Below are 18,543 nucleotides of genomic sequence, written 5' to 3' on the forward strand. Positions count from 1 at the left end.
AACAGCTACATGTTATTTATTAATGCCTGAAGAGTTTGTTATAAGCTAATGAGAATTATTTTCATAGCATAGTAATTTAGGTATAATAAACACGTTGTCGACCACAGTTGGCAACGTGTTTTTTTACCGTATTAAAATAGCTTGATAGGTTGGTACTTCGCTGAACCTTATTGATTAGAAGTGAAACACTTTACAGCATGCGATTTTAATGGTTCTACGCTAGAACTAAGGTACTTTTTCTATGAACACCGCAAACGTTTTAAAAATCAAAAAATCTGCCTCATTTTATTCTGCTTCCATCATTAATGGTGTACTACCAAAACTGACCCTTGGTATCTTGTGTGCCCTATCTCTCAGCGCTTGTCAGCCGAACGACAGTAATTCTGACGATACTACTAATGAAGAGCAAGCTACAGAAAGTAATGAAAAATCTCAAGCTTTAGTCCCTGAACGTCTCCAAACGATAGAAAAGCTCGCTGGCGTATCCATGCAGCAGTTAGTGAAATTTGATCCGCAAGAGGTCAAACAGGGTGGTGATACAGGTATCAGTATCAGTAGTGCAGAGAGCTACTCTAAACCTTCTTCTAACTTGACCGCCTCACGTAAAGGGTCGTTTTTTATTGGTAATGCCTTCTTTAAGCAGCCTTGGGTCATTGCACCTGCCAGTACTGATAGCCGCGACGGTCTAGGTGCATTGTTTAATGTTGCTGCTTGTCAGTCTTGCCATATAAAAGATGGTCGAGGGCATGCACCAATGAATGCTGATGATGATGCCGATAGCTTGCTCATTCGTCTTGCTATGCCTGCGACCACTGATGAACAACGTCAACAGCTAAATAACTCTCTTATCGAAAAAGTCGTGCACCCTATGTATGGTGGTCAGCTTCAAGACCGTGGTATTCAAGGTGTGCCTGCTGAGGCAAAAATTTCAGTACAGTGGGCAGACAAACCAATTACTTTTGCTGATGGCTATGTCGAAACGTTGCGTGATCCTACTTTTAACTTAACCCAACCAGGTTATGGTAAGTTCGATGATGAATTAATGGTTTCACCACGTGTGGCATTACCTATGATTGGGCTTGGTTTGCTCGAGCAAATTCCAGAGGAGGCTATTAAACAACAAGCTACTCAGGCAGACGGTGATATTAGCGGAAAATTTAACTGGGTGATGGATCCACAAACTGGCGAGAAGGCACTCGGACGCTTTGGCTGGAAAGCAGGTCAAACCAAGCTGATTACCCAAAACCAAAGTGCCTTTAATGAAGATATGGGACTAACATCAAATATCCGTCCTAATGAGTCCTGTATGCCAACGCAGACGGCTTGTGTGAATGCAACAACGGGTGCTGATGAGCAAGGTAATGGTAAACCGCCTGTAGAAGTCAATGATGAAGTGACCAAGTTTGTTGAGTTTTATACACGTAATTTAGCCGTGCCGCATCGTCGTAATGCTGATGATGAATTGGTCTTAGCTGGAAAAAAACGCTTTTATGACATCGGCTGCCAAAGCTGCCATACACCTAGATATCAGTTGCCACACACTAACGATGATCGTCTTGAGCAGCATGGACAAGTGATCTATCCTTATACCGATATGTTGTTGCATGATATGGGTGATGGTCTTGCTGATCGTACGATTGCTGGCAATCTACCACCTAAAGATGCGCAAGTTGAGTTTTTGGCCAACTCTTATGAATGGCGCACACCTGCTTTATGGGGCGTGGGTCTGGCGCAGACTGTTGACTCGCAAGCGACATTTTTACACGATGGTCGTGCGCGTACTTTGATGGAAGCGGTTCTATGGCATGGTGGAGAAGCTGAAAAACAACAGAAAGAAGTGCTTAAGCTTGATAAACAAGGGCGTGCTGAATTGAATGCGTTCTTACAGTCTCTATAAAAATGCTGTTGTTTATTCGCTGTTAATCCCTAAATAGGCAGATATTAATCAGATGATCTGCCTTATCTATTATAGATACAATTACTTATATAAATACCGAGAAACCTATGAAAATAAATCATGCTTTAGCAATGGCATTGTCTGCCCTAAGTGCTGGGTTGCTTATCAGCTGTGCCAAGCCTGCTGATGAAAATAAAGCACCAGAGACGGATAGCCAAGAGGTCGCGCAAGACAGTGTTAATAGTTCAGCAGAAGAGAATAATGATATTACTGCTACAATTAATGTAGTAGACATCAGTACTGATACTGAAACCGCTTATCTGACTCATGTGGCTAATGATATTGTCATTCCAGCGTATGCTGATGTGACCAAACAAAGTGATTTATTGCATGATTTAGCTCAAACCCATTGTCAGTCAGAGTCAGTCAGTGGAGATGAATTACAAGCGCTGCGCGATCAGTGGCTAGTTTTGGCACAGGCATGGGCACGTGCTGAGATGATCAATTTTGGTCCTGCGACTGCCAGTATGAGCAACCTGTATATCAATTATTATCCCGACGAACGCGGTTTGGTACATAGTGGCGTGGCAGATCTAATCGCTGCTAATCCCAAGTTGACTCCTGAGCAGCTCGCTAACGAAAGTGCGATTGTCCAAGGCGTTCCAGGGCTAGAAGAAGCACTATATGCCAATGATAGTTTAGACGCTGGCCAATGTGCTTATGTCATCAGTGCAAGCAGTGCTTTGAGCACACGTTTAAAAGAGATTGAGAAAAACTGGCAGCAGAACTCAACTGAACTATTGGCAATCGATAAAGTGGCTGATAGTGATGAAGGGTTAAATCAATGGTTCAACTCTTTGCTATCGTTGGTCGAAACTATGAAGTCTAATGCTATCGATCAACCACTTGGCCTAACTGGTAAAGCAAAAGGGCATCTACCCGCTGCTACTGCTGCCCAAAGTCGTGCGATTATCAATGCTAAGCTCGCCACATTGAATAAAGCGCTGACGGATCCAGTATTGACTGAAATGCTAAATAGCAATAATGATAGTGAGGTCGGTAACAACTTATCCACTGTACTGGCTGAAACTACCACGCTACTGGCACAAATGCCAGAGGACTTGGCGACTGCAGATAAAGACACGCAGCAAGCACTGTATGAGCATTTGACAACGATAACACGCCTGATTAAACGTCAGTTGATTCCAACACTTGGTATTCGTGTCGGGTTTAATAGTACAGATGGTGATTAAGCAATGCAGACACAAGGTGATACAGTAAAAGAAGCCACCATGATAAACGGTATTAAGCGTGTAGGTCTGTTGGATAGACACCTTCAGAAAGAGGTGCTGAAAACGTCGGCACTGACAGCGTTTAGTACGGCAGCTTTGGTTGGGGTGCACCACCTTTATCGCAAGCAGCGTTATCCATCTGCGCGTTTGCAAGATTATGTGGTAGGAGTGAGTACACAACTTCAGGCACTATCGTCACAATTGACATCACAGCTATTATTACTAATATCACCACAGTCAGCCGCTACGCAGCAATTGTCAAGGTTGCAGTATGCCTATCATCAGACTGCCAATGTTTGGCATCAAGCTTATCAAAACTATTCATCGGACATGGATTTTAATGGTTACAACCCTATCGATAGTGCTGACATAGCGCCAAATTTTTCAGCAGATCACACTACGACCATGTTAGGGCGACCAGTGTGTTGGGTAAGTGGCGTGGCCTCAATGCCGCAGTCAGCTGCTTTAACGAGCGATGAGGAGAGCGTCGATGGCTATGGTGTCGTTGGTATTGATGCCGATCGTCAAATTGTGTGGCAAACAACGATGCCAGAGCGTGTACATGATATTGTCGTTCAGCCATCTTTAGCTGACGCTAATAGCCAAGCAACTCGCGATGTCGTCGTTATGGGTCGTCGTCCTAGTGAAAAGCTATGGGTATTGGACACAGCAACTGGTCAAGTAAAGACGGCTATCAAAGCGGCTACTCATCGTCACTTTTATGGTCATGCTTGCTACAACTTAGATGGCACATTATTGTATGTCACCGAAAATAATACGATTGATTTGGCGGGTAAAGTTGGTATCTACGATGTCAGCCAAGGTTATCAAAAAGTTGCAGAGTTTGACTCATATGGTATCGGTCCACATGAACTGATTATGCATCCAGATGGTGAGACACTTGTTATCGCGAATGGTGGTATTAAAACTGAGCAAGCTTCTCGTGAAGAGCTAAATTTGGATACGATGCGACCATCACTGGTGTATCTAAACCGGCATAATGGGGCATTGCTCGAACAGGTCATTCCTGAACATAATCAGATGAGCGTACGCCATTTAGCTATGCATGACGATGGTACGGTGATGATTGGCATTCAGTTCCAAGGTGAGCGTCATATTAACGTACCTTTAGTACTCACGCATCAGCGCGGTGATACTGACTTTAAGCCGCTCATGATGCCAAACAATCAATGGCAACGTTTTCATCAGTATATCGCTAGTGTGGCGGTGGACAGCGAGCGTAACCTGTTATGTGTGACGACACCGATTGGTGGATGTGCAGCGGTATACGACTTAAATACTCGGCAGTTTATTGATGATGTTAGTTTGCCAGATTGCGCAGGTGCATCTGTATTATCTTACGATAGTCAGTCCGTTGGCAGCCAGACAGTAAATAAACAGCTATCAGGTTTTATCGTCAGTGATGGACAAGGGCAACTGACAACTTTGACGGTGGTTTCATCATTGAAAATGGAAACCCAGCCAGACGAAGAATCAGCTGTCAAACCGGCGTTAGCTGATCGTGTTGTTAAAGACAGTAAACGCCATAAAATGTCTTTCGATAACCATTTGCAGGCATTGTTGTGATAAGTGAGAGAGGCGGAGGGAGATAAAGGTGGCGCTACAGAGTACGACATCGATATCAATACTCGCCAAGCAACAACTCATGCAGGCAGGCATTGAGCTGCAGGTTACTAAAAAGCGTGTTAAAAATATCAATTTTCGTTTGAAACCCTATCTGCTGATGGTATCTGTGCCACTATCTATGAATACAGCACAGATTGCACAGGCTGTGGCTCAGCGTGTATCGTGGGCAGTAGCTAACCACGCGCAAGTATTGGAACAATATAAGCGTAAACAGCATGCCTCAAGAGACTCCCTGACTGGTGATAGCCCTCTACTATTATGGGGTATAGTGCAGTCGTTTACGCTTAGCCCCGATGAAAAAATTACCTATTATCGGCAACAGCTCTCTAACGTTATTCCTTCTTTGTTTGATAAATGGCAACCTATCGTTGGTGCCTATGCCAATGAAATACGCCTAAAAAAAATGCATACCCGCTGGGGTAGCTGTAATACACGCGCGCGCCGAGTATGGTTGTCTGTTTACTTACCTGCTTATCCTATTGAATGTACTGAGTATGTCATTGTTCATGAGCTGTGTCATTTGCATCACGCCAATCATAGCCCTGAATTTTGGCAGACAGTAGCGACAGCAATACCAGACTATCAGCATTGGCATAATATGCTGGCAGGTAAAACAGGGTAGCTAGGGCGTATCATCGCTAAGACTATAAGCCTCACAACCTTAGTGATGACACGTCCTATATTGATGGTATACGTCAGAAAGAAACAAGGCTGACAAGGTAGGGGCTAACAGTGTATTTTTGCTGTTATAATTGTTTGTGTTTCAATGATGAAACTAGATAGATAAGGATGTCATATGGAAAGTGTGAATCAGGCTGGTTTTTGGCAGCAGCGTTATGAGCAAGATAGTATTGGTTGGGATATGGGGGAGGTTTCGCCACCTCTCAAAGCTTATATTGATCAGTTACCTACCTCTACAAAAAACCAATCTATTTTAGTAGCTGGTGCTGGTAATGCCTACGAAGTCGGCTATTTACATGAGCAAGGTTTTACTAATGTTGTTTTGGTTGATTTTGCGCCCGCTCCGATTGAGGTATTTGCCGAGCGTTATCCTGACTTTCCAACTGAGCATTTAATTTGTGCAGACTTCTTTAATTTATCACCAGAGCAATATCAGTTTGATTGGGTGCTAGAGCAGACGTTTTTTTGTGCGATAAATCCAGCACGCCGTGATGAATATGCAAAAAAAATGTCAGAATTATTGAAACCGAACGGGAAGCTGGTTGGTCTGCTATTTGATAGAGCTTTTGAAAAAAGCGGGCCACCGTTTGGCGGTACAAAAAGAGAGTACCACCAGCGTTTCGAGAGTCTTTTCGATATTGAATTGATGGAGCTGAGCTACAACTCATATCCTGCACGGCAGGGTAATGAGCTATTTATTAAGCTGCGAGCAAAGTAAGGAATTAATCTCGCGCTTGATATTATCCCGAGCTTGCGCCTCTAGCCTACTACGGTAGTAGTTTGTCATATACAAGGTGGGGTGTGCCAACAGCTGATTTAATACGTGAGTCCGTCCTTTTTGGTAGTTCTTGTCAGTGACATGTACATACTCTTCGCGTACCGCTTTTGCATACTGCTCATACTCTGAGTACGGCATTCCCAAAACACTCAAGTCCATATCTAATAAATAAGCCGCATCGCTATTTTTGTCAGAACCCATCTCATTATTCAGTTGATGAGAGGCGGTCATCATAATCAGTGCGTAGATATATTGGCATTGTTCAGCATTTAAGTAAGGCTCTAATATTTCTACCGCAAATTCTGCGCTTTTTAACTCATTGTCTGAGCGTGTTGGTTCATATATGACGTCATGATAATATATTGCCAAAGCGATAATATGTGGCTCACTGAGCTGGTGCTTCACTTGTTCAAACTGAGAAAATAACTGCTGAATATGCTGTGCGTTATGATAAGCGCGTTGGCGCTCATCATAACGCACAGCAATATCCTGCCAAAGTATTTGTGATTTTTTTGGCGTGACATCGCTATTGATAGCAGATAGGTGTAAGTAAAAACGATTACTTAACTCAATGTCTATTTGAGACAAATCACTCATATTTACTTTTTATTAGCATCTTCTTCAAGCGCTTGCTTAAATACTTTGCCAAGCAAATTGACGTCATCGACACGAGCATAGTTTAGACGAGTGACAAAGGCGATATGGCGATGTGGTCCTTGCTCTGCTAGTGGTACCGCGACAGCGTTTTGGTTTTGTAGATGAAGCTGGTCTAATGCCATCTCGGGTACCAATGTCGTTCCCATGTTGGCAAGTGCCATTTGAATAAGCGTGTTCAAACTGGCATCTGAAAAGCTTGATTTCATCTGTGCACGATCAAAATGACAAACAGAGAGTGTCTGATCAGTCAAGCAATGCCCTTCACCTAGTAACATAAGATTGGCTGTTGTCAGTTCATCTGCATTGATGGTTTCAAGCTGGGCATGTACATCGTCTTTTGGAAATACTGCAAAAAAATCCTCTGTCCAAAACTCAAAACTGTGTAAGCCTTCTACTGCATAGGGTAGGGCAATAATAGCGGTGTCAATATGACCGTAACGTACTTGTTCTAACAAGCGTTCTGTCTGCTGTTCGACGATGGTCATACGGAACTCTGGATAGTTGGCTCGTAAGGCTGGTAATACTTTTGGTAGTAAATACGGTGCAATCGTTGGGATGATACCGACAGTCATCGGATAAGCAAGCGGCGATTGATGGCTATGAGCACGTGTAGTTAGATCATGGACGTCAGAAAACACACGCTGTGCTCGCGCTAGAATGTCCTCACCGATAGGAGTGATTAATACCTGTTTGTTATTACGCTCAAAAATCTGCGTATCCAATTGTTTTTCTAACTCGGCTATACCCAAGCTCAGCGCAGACTGAGAGATATTACAGTCTTCCGCTGCACGTTTAAAATGACGGTGTTTAGCCACTGCTAAGGCAAACTCAAGCTGACGTAAAGTAATCATAAAATCTCTCTATTAATGGGCTTTTAAAGCGATATATGTGTTAACTCATGCAGTGCAACAATGAGATATCTGCATTCGATTTCATCTTAATGTAATCTATAGGTTATATAGTCAATGACATATCGCGCACTGATGATAAAAAATAGAGATAATAGTTTAACAAGTTTAATAAAACAAAACATCACATTAAAAACTTTTAACTGGATTAACAATAAAATTCGCGTATAGTTTGTCAGGTAGCCCAGATTATTAAAGGCTTAACAAAGATACTTATACCAAAAATTCCAATTAACTTAACTATAAAGGAGCCACTCATGGCGTCTATTATCAATCAAGAAATCCCAGAATTTTCAGCAGATGCGTATGTAAACGGTGAATTCAAAACCGTTACTTCAGAAGACGTAAAAGGCAACTGGGCAATCTTCCTATTTTACCCAGCTGATTTCACGTTTGTTTGCCCAACTGAGTTAGAAGACATGGCAGCTCACTACGACGAGCTAAAAGGCCTTGGCGTAGAAGTGTACTCAGTATCTACTGACACTCATTTCACGCACAAAGCATGGCATGATTCTTCAGACGCTATCGGTAAAGTAAACTACCCAATGATCGGCGATCCTACTGGTAAAATCACTCGTGGCTTCAACGTTATGATTGAAGAAGCTGGTCTAGCCGAACGTGGTACGTTCTTAGTAGACCCAGATGGCCTAATCCAAGTTGCTGAGATTCATGCTGGCGGTATCGGCCGTAGCGCAAAAGACATGCTACGTAAAGTAAAAGCAGCACAGTATGTTCGTGAAAACGATGGCGAAGTTTGTCCAGCAGCTTGGGAACAAGGCGCAGAAACGCTAAAACCAAGTCTAGATCTAGTTGGTAAAATCTAAGACCATAAAGTCTTAGAGAGTATCTACAAGGTACTAGAATAGTAGGTTGGCTGATAGGCAGTGACTGTTATATCAGCTGACATACAAACAAAGACCCCATTAGCGATTACTGATGGGGTCTTTTTACGTCTATGCAATTTTGTATTATCTGTATCATAATTTGTGTCAAATCATGATGTACGCCTAGTATCACTTATGCTTGATTGGCATCATCTGCTTTACTCGCGTCAATAATTTTATAGATCTCGTCTTTGAGATGTAATTTTTGACGCTTCATTTGTTCTATTTCTTCATCGCGACTGGCATGCTTTACCAAATCTTTTTCGAGGTAATTGATTTTTTGATCGAGCTGAGCGTGCTCATCAAAAACACTCGCAAAATGGCTATCTGTTAGCTTAAGTTCGGCAATGATGTCTTTATTGTCTTGCCATGTATCAGTCTTTCTCATGTGTTCATCCTTGTTGTGAAGCGCAAATTAGTCATAAGATTCGCGCATTATCGTTAAGATTTTTATGATTTTGAGACGTGATTTTCACTCAACCAAATCATGAGTTGATGCAATAGTGATAAGGTTCAGCACTAGCAGAAAGCGCTTTAATAAGTTCACATAAAAGCCAAACTGCAATGAGACAAATAGGAATTTTTCTTATTTGCTTAACTTGATTGTAGCGAAAAAATGGACTATGTACCATGACTATCACATTGTTAATGGTTTAATAATTAGATATTAACCATGGTTTACGATTTGTTTTATAAAACATGAGGTTTGAATTTCTCAGCTTGCCCGAAATCCTGAAAGCTATGATAATAGAGACATCAAAGGGCATAAGTCTCTTGCTTACAACATTTTAGGTCAAACTATTAGCAGTAAATAAATCCTATTTAAACGTGCAATATAGTAGTTGCCGTTACATATTCAGTAATAATAAGGAACAAACATGATAGACCAAAGTTTATTAGACGCGATTAAGAGCTACAGCGAAAATATGACTCGTCCTATTACCTTTGTATTGGGTAGCGGTGAGCATAGTAAGCGTGCCGAATTGATTGATTTTTTGACTAAAATCGCTGGTACGACAGATAAAATTAATTTTGATGCGACAGCGAACGATGACAGTCTACCTAGCCCGATCAGTTTTGCAGTTCGCGGCCATGCTGATGACGAGTTGATTGACACGGGTATCGTCTTTAGCGGGATTCCTGGTGGTCATGAGTTTACTTCACTGATTTTGGCAATTTTGCAAGCGGGCGGTCACACGTTAAAACTAGACGAAGGTATCCAAAAGCTAGTCAAACGTTTTAACAAGCCGCTACAGTTTCAGACCTATGTATCGCTCTCTTGCCATAGCTGCCCAGATGTCGTGCAAGCGCTGAATCAGTTTGCGCTACTAAACGATGACATCAGTAACGAGATGATCGATGGTGCATTGTTCCAAGAACAAGTTGATGCCAATAACATTCAAGGTGTTCCAGCGGTATTCTTGAACGGTAAACCGTTTGCCAATGGTAAGATTGATACGGGCAAATTGATTGAGAAATTGCAAGAGCAGTTTCCTGATTTATTAAGCGATGCTGATGAAGATGATGCTGAGCAACTAGAGCAGCAAGATGTAACTATCATCGGTGCTGGTCCTGCAGGGGTAGCGGCTGCGATTTATACCGCTCGTAAAGGCTTAAAAGTCACTATGGTTGCTGACCGTATCGGTGGGCAGGTTAAAGACACGCAAGACATCGAAAACTTGATTTCAGTACCACTAACCAACGGTACCGAGCTATCAAATAACTTTGTGAAGCACTTGCATGAGTACAATATCACCCTAAAAGAGCATGTGAGCGTAAAAGAAATCGGCGAAACTGAAGATGAGAACTATCGTATTCATCTGAACACTGGTGAGACGTTTGAGACTCGCAGTATTATCCTAGCCACTGGTGCCCAATGGCGTAAGCTTGGCGTACCAGGTGAAGAAGAGAACATCGGTAAAGGCGTGGCGTTCTGTGCTCACTGTGATGGTCCGTTCTTTAAAGGTAAAGACGTATCAGTCGTTGGTGGTGGTAATTCTGGTATCGAAGCTGCCATTGATTTATCAGGTATCGTAAAACATGTCACGGTATTTGAGTTTGCCGATGATCTAAAAGCTGACCAAGTGCTGATCAATAAAGCCAAAGAAAAGGCCAACATTGATATCATTACCAGCGCGGCTACGAAAGAGATCAAAGCCACAGACGGTAAAGTTAGCTCTGTTGTCTACGAAGATCGCAACTCTGGTGAGACTAAAGAAGTAGACTTAGCCGCAGTGTTTGTACAAATTGGTCTAGTACCGAATACTGAATTTGTTAAAGGTTTTGTTGATTTAAACCGTTTCGGTGAGATTGAGATTGATGAGCGCTGCCGTACCGATCGCAAAGGTATCTTCGCTTGTGGTGATGTAACGACTGTGCCATTCAAGCAGATTAATATTGCGATGGGTGAGGGTAGTAAAGCAGCATTAGCAGCGTTCGAGTACTTAGTGATGCAATAGGCTGCTCAAATCTAAATTCTACAGTGCTAAGCTTAATCTAAGAAGCCACCTCTTTTGAGGTGGTTTTTTTATGTTTACTAAAATCAGTTCTTATTCCGAATCAACGCAATAACTGGCAGCGCAACCACATACATCAATACCCCATATACCGCCGCGGGTAAAGCGATAGCAGGCAGACCAACGGCTGTTCCCATAATGATAGGTGCTAAAGTAATCGCCGTGGTACTGTTCTGAATGCTCGTCTCTATAGAGATGGTTTTGGTGTCAAACCAGCTCAGCTTTAATAATTTAGAGGTCAAAATACTAAATATAAATAAAGCCATAATAATAAGAACCAGTTCAAGCCCCATAGATGTCAATTGTGATTTCAGCAACTCCCAATTAGACGCGATCGCAGCGAAGACTATCAGCACAAAAAAGATACTGGCCAAGCCATTTAGAATGCTACTTCTGCGTACCATAAAATCAGTGAATTTATAGCGAGCTAGCATACCAAGAGTCACGGGTAACGTCGTCAACAAAAACATGACAGCGCCAATCTTTACCGCGCTAATAGATCCCGTTTGGTCTTGCATAAAGTGGTTAAACGCTAAGGTGATTAGAATAGGCAAGGTAATGACAGATAACAGGCTGACCACGCCAGTGAGGGCGACTGATAGTGCGACATTGCCCTTGGCATAGTAAGTGAGCATATTGCTCGTGACACCGCCTGGACAAAAGCTAATCAGCATAATACCAAAGGCAATCTCTGGTGGCGGCGCCATCACTAAGACCACCGCTAAAGCAATCAAAGGTACAAAAATAACCTGATTAATCAGGCCTATCAAAAAAGCTTTGGGATAATTGATGATAACCTTAAAGTCACTGGGTTTTAGCCCTGTCCCTAAGGTAAACATAATGTAGGCAAGCGCCAAGGGGAGTAAAGCTAGAGCAGTACCGCTCATAAAACATTCCTTGTTGAATTAAAAGCCATAAACGGCTTTTTAAATAGAGACACATTCCTTGTGTCTCTATTATCTTAAGTGTTATTAAAAATTTAGTAAACCTTTGACCTTAAGTTTGATATGGGCTTGATCTATGTTTCATCTAAGTTTAATCGGCCAAGTCCCCAACCAATGAGACTATCTGACCAGCTTCATCTTCGTCAATGATGCGGGTTTCTGTTAGTGCAGCTTTGCGCCACGCTTGTATATGAGGGTTTTTTAGCATCGTCTCGCAGTACTGTTTGGTTGTTGGTTTTAACTCTATGGTCGAGGCGTCAGCATACGTTTGCAAACGTAGAACCACAGGGGCAAAAAAAGCGTCAGCAGCGGTGAATTGACCAAACAAGTAGCTGTCTGTTGAGCGAGCTGTTAAGCAATCGGCAAAAATATTCTCAATGCGAGCGAGGTCAGCTAAGCAAGCACGACTCGGTTGTATCTTTGCTGTGGCTCGGATGTTCATTGGCATCTCATTACGAATACCCATTAGCCCTGAATGCATTTCAGCGACGATACTCTGGCAGTAGGCACTGTTGATTCGGTGTTGATTGTTATTCTGTGCGTTAGCGTCAGATTTGCTTAATCCGGTCCAAATATCTATATCTGTTAGATAGTCATTGGCATGAATGGCGATGGCTAGGGTATCCCAAACAGTGACTTTTGCAGCACTTTCACCATAAACCAAAATAGGAACCTTTCCCGTTGGCGCATGCTCATCGAGAATAGGACGGGCAGAGTCATCAAAAAGCTCAATCAATTGCTCATCAAAATCAACGTCAAAGGCTTTTAGCAATAGCCAAGCCCGCAATGACCATGACGAATAGTTTTTATTACCGATAATGAGTAGAGGTTTTTGCATATCAATTCCCTATAATCTGCTGAATGAAATTTTATTATGTCTTCACGAACCGTAAGTGGCCAACGCAAAATATTAACAGTACCTATAAGAGATTCGCAGCATTAGTTTTGTTTATTAAAAATGACAATGTGCTACTCTCTGATATATACAAGATATCGACAGGCAAAGGATTGGCGAATGGACATAGAGGTATTACGTTGTTTTATCGCAGTGGTAGAGACAGGCAGTTATACGCAGGCAGCCGAGCAGGTGCACCGTAGTCAAAGTGCCGTTAGCCAAAAAATGCAAAAATTGGCTGAACAGGTAGATAAGTCATTATTTACTAAATCAGGACGTGTGCTTGAATTAACTGAAGACGGTAAGTTTTTGCTCGGCTATGCGCGTCATATCATTAGCTTACATGATGATGCATTAAGACAAATGCAGCAGAGCAAACAGATTATTAGACCTTTACAATTAGGATGTCCTGATGATTACGCACAAGTAGTTTTGCCTAAAGTTATCCAATATATTAAGGCATGCGTACCTAATTTACCCGTGCATATTCATTGTCACAATTCAATTCGCTTACGTGAGCTATTAAGCACAGGTGTCTTGGACGCGGCTATCGTCTCACGTTCATCCGCTAAAGAGGCAGGGCATTTCTTGCAGCAAGACAATGGTGTCTGGGCATTTGATGGCAATACGAGTCGCTTGGCAAAAAGCTATGACAATAATGCTAGTGTGCCTTTAATTTTATTTGATGAAAGCTGCCATTTTCATCATGCAGCTATCCAAGGGTTGAGCCAAATCAATGTTGCTAGTCAAGTGGTCTGTAGCGCGAATAGCGTTGGTGCAATAAGTAGTTTAATACTGACAGGGCAAGGGATAACTGTGGTGGCTAAAAGCAGCTTGGGTCAGATGACAGCCTTAACAAAAGCTAATAATCCATTGCCTTTTGTCTTACCAAAATTGCCAGAGGTTATTATCGAAATGGTCATAACGGCAAACGCCCATCCAAATTTTGGACGGGCGCAATTATCGATAGTGTGTGATAACTATTTACAATCTATGAGTGATCACTCAGTCGTCTAACAAATCCATCTGCTTGGCGGCTTCATAGATACCGTTTGAGCGGTTGCCTGTACGACAAAACATCAATATTGGCTGCTCAGCTTGATTGAAAAAGTCAGCAAAGGTTTCGACATGGTTTTGGTTCAGCTCACTACCTGCAAAAGAAACCTCTTTATAAGCAAGGCCTGCTTCTTTAGCCGCCGCTTCAATCTCAGCACTGGTCGGTTGGTTTGCCTCTTCACCATCTGGGCGATTGTTAATAATGGTTTTGAAACCGTTTTCGGCAATCATGGCTACTTGGTCAGGAGTGATTTGTCCAGTGAAGTTAACTTGATGGCTCATAAGAATTCCTTATTATTTTCTATATAAGTAGGTGATAGGTTTATTATTTGAGTACAGTGCTAAGCCTAAGCTGAATGTGTAACTTTCTAAAGAGGTACTGTGTAAAGGGTATTACAGTATTATCTTGAACCAACTATAACAGGCCTTGCATTAATGCACTTTGATACAGCAGCTTGGCACGTGCGCCAGTACCACAAAACATGAGTATGGGCTTGGGCATAGAGTGATAAAACTCGGCAAATTGCTCTATAGTTAGCAGACTTAGTCGCTCATCATCAAACGGCAGATGATGATAGGTCAAGTTGGCATCTGCAGTTGCATGGACAAAGTCGCAGCTATTGGGCTGCGTCTCCGTCTCAGCATCAGGACGGATATTAAGCACAGAGCGGTAGCCAAGCTCGGCAATTTTGTTACATTGGCTTGGATAAATTTGCTTATAAATGGTTAAGTTATCGGTCATAAATTACTTCGGTCGCAGATATTAAAAGGCATTTGAATATAGAATGTTTTTTAAAGTTGTCATTTAGACTGTACTTTTAGGCGTTAGCATAACACAGCTTTTAGTATAGCTAGAATTAACTATCTTTTAGAGCCTCTACTGCATCCATGGTACTCAAATAAACATAGCCTGAGAGGTGAGTGATCACAGGGGTATGTTCAATGATATCCATCACAGGGCCTTTAATAAAGCTAAAATTTAAGTGCTTATTTTGGCTGAGAAGCTCTTTATTAAGGCTGATCAGCATCTCTTGTCCAGTCAAATCAATATGATTGACTGCTGACATAATGAGGATAATCTCATGAGCTTGTGGGTACTGTTGGGTCGCTTGTATTACCCGCCGATGAACGGCTTCGCTGTTACCAAAAAACAAGCTTTCATCGGTACGCAGCATCAATAAATTGTCGAATGTCACCACATCATGACGATTGATATTACGAAAGTGTCCTGTACCTGCTAACTGCCCGACGATGGCCACGTGCGGTTTACTTGACTGCCAAATCAAGCTAGCAAAAGACACCATCAAACCAATCACTAAGCCAGTATTTAGTCCAAACATTAAAACACCAGCAAAGGCTGCCATAAAGCTAGCCGCATCGATACGGTCACGTTGCCATGCTGACTTTAAGGTTGATATATCAATGAGGCCGATGATAGAGGCCATGATGGTCGCGCCTAATATGGCATAAGGAAGTGGTGATAAAGTATTGCCAAAAGCGATCAAAGCGGCCAGCATAACTATCACAGTCACTAGACTAGCGACAGGCGTTTTGGCACCTGAATCAGCATTGATTGCGGTGCGTGAAAAGCCGCCGGCGACAGCAAAACTCTGAAAAAATCCACCCGCGATATTAGCAGCACCCAGTCCAGTTAGCTCGCGGTTGGCATCAAAGGTCTCACCGCGTAAGCGCGCATAATTGCTCGCCACTGAACTACTTGATACAAATACAATCAGTGCCATCAGTCCTGCGCTAGGTAATAGGTTCAGTGCGACATCAAAGTTTGGTACATAGGGAAGCGTGAAATTGGGTAGCCCTTGCGGAATACTACCAATCGTTGCCACACCGCTCGTATGCCAATGTAAGCTGATACTTAAGATAATCGTTATACCAAGCAGGATAAGCGGAAACAAACGTTCTGCCCATTTGGCATAAGCTAGTGGTAACCAAGATTTCCATACCCATTTACTGCCATAACGATTAGCAATGAGTAAAGTAAAAGCGATGATGCCGATAAGCAAGGTTAGCGGATGTAGTTGATGGAAATATAGTTGCATACTCGATAAATAACCGAATAATCCGTTCCCTGAGATAGGGATAGCAGTCAAGTATTTAAGCTGACTAACAAAAATAAGCACCGCAGCACCACTGATAAAACCAGCAGAAACACCCCGACTGATAAATTGCATAATCCAGCCAAGCTTGAGCCGACCTGCTAACCATAACATCGCCCCCACCATTAATGACAGTAAGCTGGCCATCAATACATATTGCTGAGCGCCATCTGATGCGTAGGGATGTAGACTGCTGGCTGTCATGATTGCTGTGATAGCCACAGGCCCTATCGCTTGGACGTTACTTGAGCCTATCCACGCATAGACAATGACAGGAACGATAGCCGCATATAGGCCATAAACGGGTGGCAGTCCTGCCAACACTGCATAGCCCAAACTTTGTGGAATGACAAGCACACCAACTACCAACCCTGCGATGACGTCAGTCGGCAGCGCAGATAGCTTGTATTGGCGTAGCCAAGCAGGTATCAGACGAGCGGCAATAGAAGGCATAACAATAGGTCGTCATCATAAGAAAAAAGTTAACTACATCTAGGTACTTAGGGCGTGTCTTCATTTCAAAAATGGTGATAAAAATGAGATAAATTGCCGTTAAACAAGGAAAATAGCGCAGATAATATCGGGATATTAACCAACTATTTGACGATGTTTAACAAGATGCAGCCATTTTTAGCCCATTGAGATAACTATCGAATGAATTGAAGACACGCCCTAGTGTACAAGCTATCTGTCTATTTTGGCACAAAAGCGTTGATAAAGTAGGTCTAGTACTGCTAAAGCATCATCACTGGCGATGCTATAGTAGATTTGTTTACCTTCACGGCGTGTTGAAACGAGCTTATCCTTGCGTAGGATTCCTAGCTGCTGTGACAAGCTTGGCTGCCCAACGCCAACCAGTTTCTCAAGCTCACTGACGCAGTATTCTCCTTGAGTTAGCTGACATAGGAGTAACAAGCGATCAGGATGTGAGAGTGACTTTAGTAACTGACTAGCTTGCATAGAGGCTTGTTGCATTTGCTCAGCAAGGTCTGAAGGTACAAGGTCTGTTTCACTAGGCGAGATATTTTCGCTAGCGCTAATGTTCGATGTGCTCAGTACTGAGGTATTCAGAGCGAGCTCCTTATATAGAGTATAAATGGTGAAGTTTAAGATTTATGAATAAACATACTTAATTATCAATGATATTGTAAGACATATCAAGTTATGTTTATTTACATTATATAAATTGATAAATTGTTAGGCAATTGCTATATTAGCATACATAGCAAGTCAGTATGTAATGGTAAATACGATAACCAAGCACATATTATACTTAAGAATTTATAAAAAAATAAAATATTCATCTAAAAGAAAAGAGGTAGCCATGCAAGTACATTCTTTCTTACACAGCGATACAGAAACCTATACTCACGTACTCGCAGACGTTCAAAATCAAGTATGTGCCATCATCGATCCAGTATTAGATTTTGATGCCAAGTCAGGACGTACTGGTACTACTAGCGTTGATGGAGTGATTGAGTTTGTGCGTGAGCATGGTTGGAAACTGAGCTATATCATAGAAACCCATGCCCATGCAGATCATATATCAGCTGCTGCTCACGTAAAAGAGTTACTTAGTGGGCAACTCGTCATAGGCCAGCATATCACCGAAGTACAAAAAATATTTAAGCAAATTTTTAACTTTGACACCAGCTTTCGGACTGATGCCAGTCAGTTTGATATTTTAACGGATGATGGTGAGAGCTTCATGCTTGGCGACATCACCATTACCGTTATGTATGTGCCAGGTCACACACCGGCTGATATGGCTTATATTGCTGCTGACAATGAAAAAACGGTGGTCTTTGTTGGCGATACCTTGTTTGCACCTGATGTGGGCACGGCTCGCTGTGACTTCCCAGGTGGAGATGCTAAAACTTTGTATCACTCAATTCAAAAGCTGCTTGCACTGCCTGAAGATACGATTATGTATCTGTGCCATGACTATCCGAGCAAAGGTCGCAAGCATTGCCCAACCACTACCGTTGCTGCGCAAAAGATGGGCAATATCCATGTAAAAGATGGTATCAATGAAGCAGAGTTTGTACAAATGCGTGAGCGCCGTGATGCCACTCTTGAAATGCCACGTCTGATTGTTCCGTCAGTACAAGTCAATATTGATGCAGGTCATTTTCCAAAGGCAGAAGACAATGGTACTCGTTATTTGAAAGTACCAATTAATGTTCTTGGACAATGAACGGATATAAGCGTAAGTAAGAACTGAAATCTTATGTAAGTACAAGGTGAGCGTCAGTTGTCATCATATCTGTTTGT

The 18,543-nt window shown here is 42.3% G+C and carries 18 protein-coding genes; 9 read left to right on the top strand and 9 right to left on the bottom strand.

The annotated features are described in order from the left end of the window. The first annotated feature begins 241 nt into the window (after window positions 1–241). From ACT3SX_RS01045 to ACT3SX_RS01065, 5 genes are all read left to right on the top strand, one after another. Complete coding sequence (locus ACT3SX_RS01045) at window positions 242–1,897, top strand: di-heme oxidoreductase family protein (protein ID WP_192518533.1); 1,656 nt, start codon at window positions 242–244, stop codon at window positions 1,895–1,897. A gap of 107 nt (window positions 1,898–2,004) precedes the next feature. Next, window positions 2,005–3,150: an imelysin family protein gene (locus tag ACT3SX_RS01050; RefSeq protein ID WP_192991840.1), complete on the top strand. Its 1,146-nt coding sequence runs from the start codon at window positions 2,005–2,007 to the stop codon at window positions 3,148–3,150. Window positions 3,151–3,153: 3 nt separating this feature from the next. After that, window positions 3,154–4,776, top strand: a complete 1,623-nt coding sequence (locus ACT3SX_RS01055) for a DUF1513 domain-containing protein (protein WP_192991839.1) — start codon at window positions 3,154–3,156, stop codon at window positions 4,774–4,776. A 79-nt stretch (window positions 4,777–4,855) separates the two neighbouring features. Further along, window positions 4,856–5,458 (top strand): M48 family metallopeptidase, encoded by a 603-nt coding sequence (locus ACT3SX_RS01060; RefSeq protein ID WP_192518554.1) that lies wholly within the window; start codon window positions 4,856–4,858, stop codon window positions 5,456–5,458. Between the two features lie 174 nt (window positions 5,459–5,632). Next, entirely contained in the window at window positions 5,633–6,235 is a 603-nt protein-coding gene (locus ACT3SX_RS01065; RefSeq protein ID WP_192518530.1) for a methyltransferase domain-containing protein, read from the top strand. Here ACT3SX_RS01065 and ACT3SX_RS01070 read toward each other — a convergent pair. Continuing rightward, entirely contained in the window at window positions 6,209–6,892 is a 684-nt protein-coding gene (locus ACT3SX_RS01070; protein ID WP_192518529.1) for an HD domain-containing protein, read from the bottom strand. The two genes, ACT3SX_RS01065 and ACT3SX_RS01070, sit on opposite strands and share 27 nt — an antisense overlap. 2 nt (window positions 6,893–6,894) lie before the next feature. Then, window positions 6,895–7,803 (bottom strand): hydrogen peroxide-inducible genes activator, encoded by a 909-nt coding sequence (locus ACT3SX_RS01075; protein WP_192991838.1) that lies wholly within the window; start codon window positions 7,801–7,803, stop codon window positions 6,895–6,897. A gap of 314 nt (window positions 7,804–8,117) precedes the next feature. Here ACT3SX_RS01075 and ahpC point away from each other — a divergent pair, with 314 nt between their 5' ends. Continuing rightward, complete coding sequence (gene ahpC, locus ACT3SX_RS01080) at window positions 8,118–8,684, top strand: alkyl hydroperoxide reductase subunit C (protein WP_192518527.1); 567 nt, start codon at window positions 8,118–8,120, stop codon at window positions 8,682–8,684. 193 nt (window positions 8,685–8,877) lie between these two features. On the opposite strand, the gene ACT3SX_RS01085 is transcribed toward ahpC, so the two are convergent. After that, window positions 8,878–9,132, bottom strand: a complete 255-nt coding sequence (locus ACT3SX_RS01085; protein WP_192518526.1) for a YdcH family protein — start codon at window positions 9,130–9,132, stop codon at window positions 8,878–8,880. A 490-nt stretch (window positions 9,133–9,622) separates the two neighbouring features. On the opposite strand from ACT3SX_RS01085, the gene ahpF reads away from it, so the two are divergent. After that, window positions 9,623–11,203 (top strand): alkyl hydroperoxide reductase subunit F, encoded by a 1,581-nt coding sequence (gene ahpF / locus ACT3SX_RS01090; RefSeq protein WP_192991837.1) that lies wholly within the window; start codon window positions 9,623–9,625, stop codon window positions 11,201–11,203. Between the two features lie 83 nt (window positions 11,204–11,286). On the opposite strand, the gene ACT3SX_RS01095 is transcribed toward ahpF, so the two are convergent. Then, window positions 11,287–12,147 carry a bile acid:sodium symporter family protein gene (locus ACT3SX_RS01095; RefSeq protein ID WP_192991836.1) on the bottom strand — a complete coding sequence of 287 codons (861 nt, stop codon included), beginning with the start codon at window positions 12,145–12,147 and terminating at the stop codon, window positions 11,287–11,289. 148 nt (window positions 12,148–12,295) lie between these two features. Beyond that, complete coding sequence (locus tag ACT3SX_RS01100; RefSeq protein WP_192518523.1) at window positions 12,296–13,042, bottom strand: glutathione S-transferase family protein; 747 nt, start codon at window positions 13,040–13,042, stop codon at window positions 12,296–12,298. A 177-nt stretch (window positions 13,043–13,219) separates the two neighbouring features. On the opposite strand from ACT3SX_RS01100, the gene ACT3SX_RS01105 reads away from it, so the two are divergent. Further along, window positions 13,220–14,116 (top strand): LysR family transcriptional regulator, encoded by an 897-nt coding sequence (locus ACT3SX_RS01105; RefSeq protein ID WP_192991835.1) that lies wholly within the window; start codon window positions 13,220–13,222, stop codon window positions 14,114–14,116. Here the strand turns inward: ACT3SX_RS01105 and ACT3SX_RS01110 are convergent. From ACT3SX_RS01110 to ACT3SX_RS01125, 4 genes are all read right to left on the bottom strand, one after another. Then, window positions 14,105–14,437, bottom strand: coding sequence for a TIGR01244 family sulfur transferase (locus ACT3SX_RS01110; protein ID WP_192520725.1), 333 nt, complete (start codon window positions 14,435–14,437; stop codon window positions 14,105–14,107). The genes ACT3SX_RS01105 and ACT3SX_RS01110 overlap by 12 nt on opposite strands. Window positions 14,438–14,570: 133 nt before the next feature. Then, window positions 14,571–14,897, bottom strand: coding sequence for a beta-lactamase hydrolase domain-containing protein (locus ACT3SX_RS01115; protein ID WP_192520726.1), 327 nt, complete (start codon window positions 14,895–14,897; stop codon window positions 14,571–14,573). Window positions 14,898–15,012: 115 nt separating this feature from the next. Further along, window positions 15,013–16,722: a SulP family inorganic anion transporter gene (locus ACT3SX_RS01120; RefSeq protein ID WP_192520727.1), complete on the bottom strand. Its 1,710-nt coding sequence runs from the start codon at window positions 16,720–16,722 to the stop codon at window positions 15,013–15,015. Between the two features lie 231 nt (window positions 16,723–16,953). Beyond that, the gene (locus ACT3SX_RS01125) at window positions 16,954–17,244 is read right to left on the bottom strand and encodes an ArsR/SmtB family transcription factor (protein WP_192520729.1); all 291 of its coding nucleotides are present in this window, start codon (window positions 17,242–17,244) and stop codon (window positions 16,954–16,956) included. 349 nt (window positions 17,245–17,593) lie between these two features. Here ACT3SX_RS01125 and ACT3SX_RS01130 point away from each other — a divergent pair, with 349 nt between their 5' ends. Further along, on the top strand, window positions 17,594–18,466 hold the full coding sequence (locus tag ACT3SX_RS01130; protein WP_192991988.1) for an MBL fold metallo-hydrolase: 873 nt from the start codon (window positions 17,594–17,596) through the stop codon (window positions 18,464–18,466). The last annotated feature ends 77 nt before the right edge of the window (window positions 18,467–18,543 follow it).

This window comes from Psychrobacter sp. AOP31-B2-9 (assembly GCF_052378005.1).
Taxonomy (GTDB): Bacteria; Pseudomonadota; Gammaproteobacteria; order Pseudomonadales; family Moraxellaceae; genus Psychrobacter.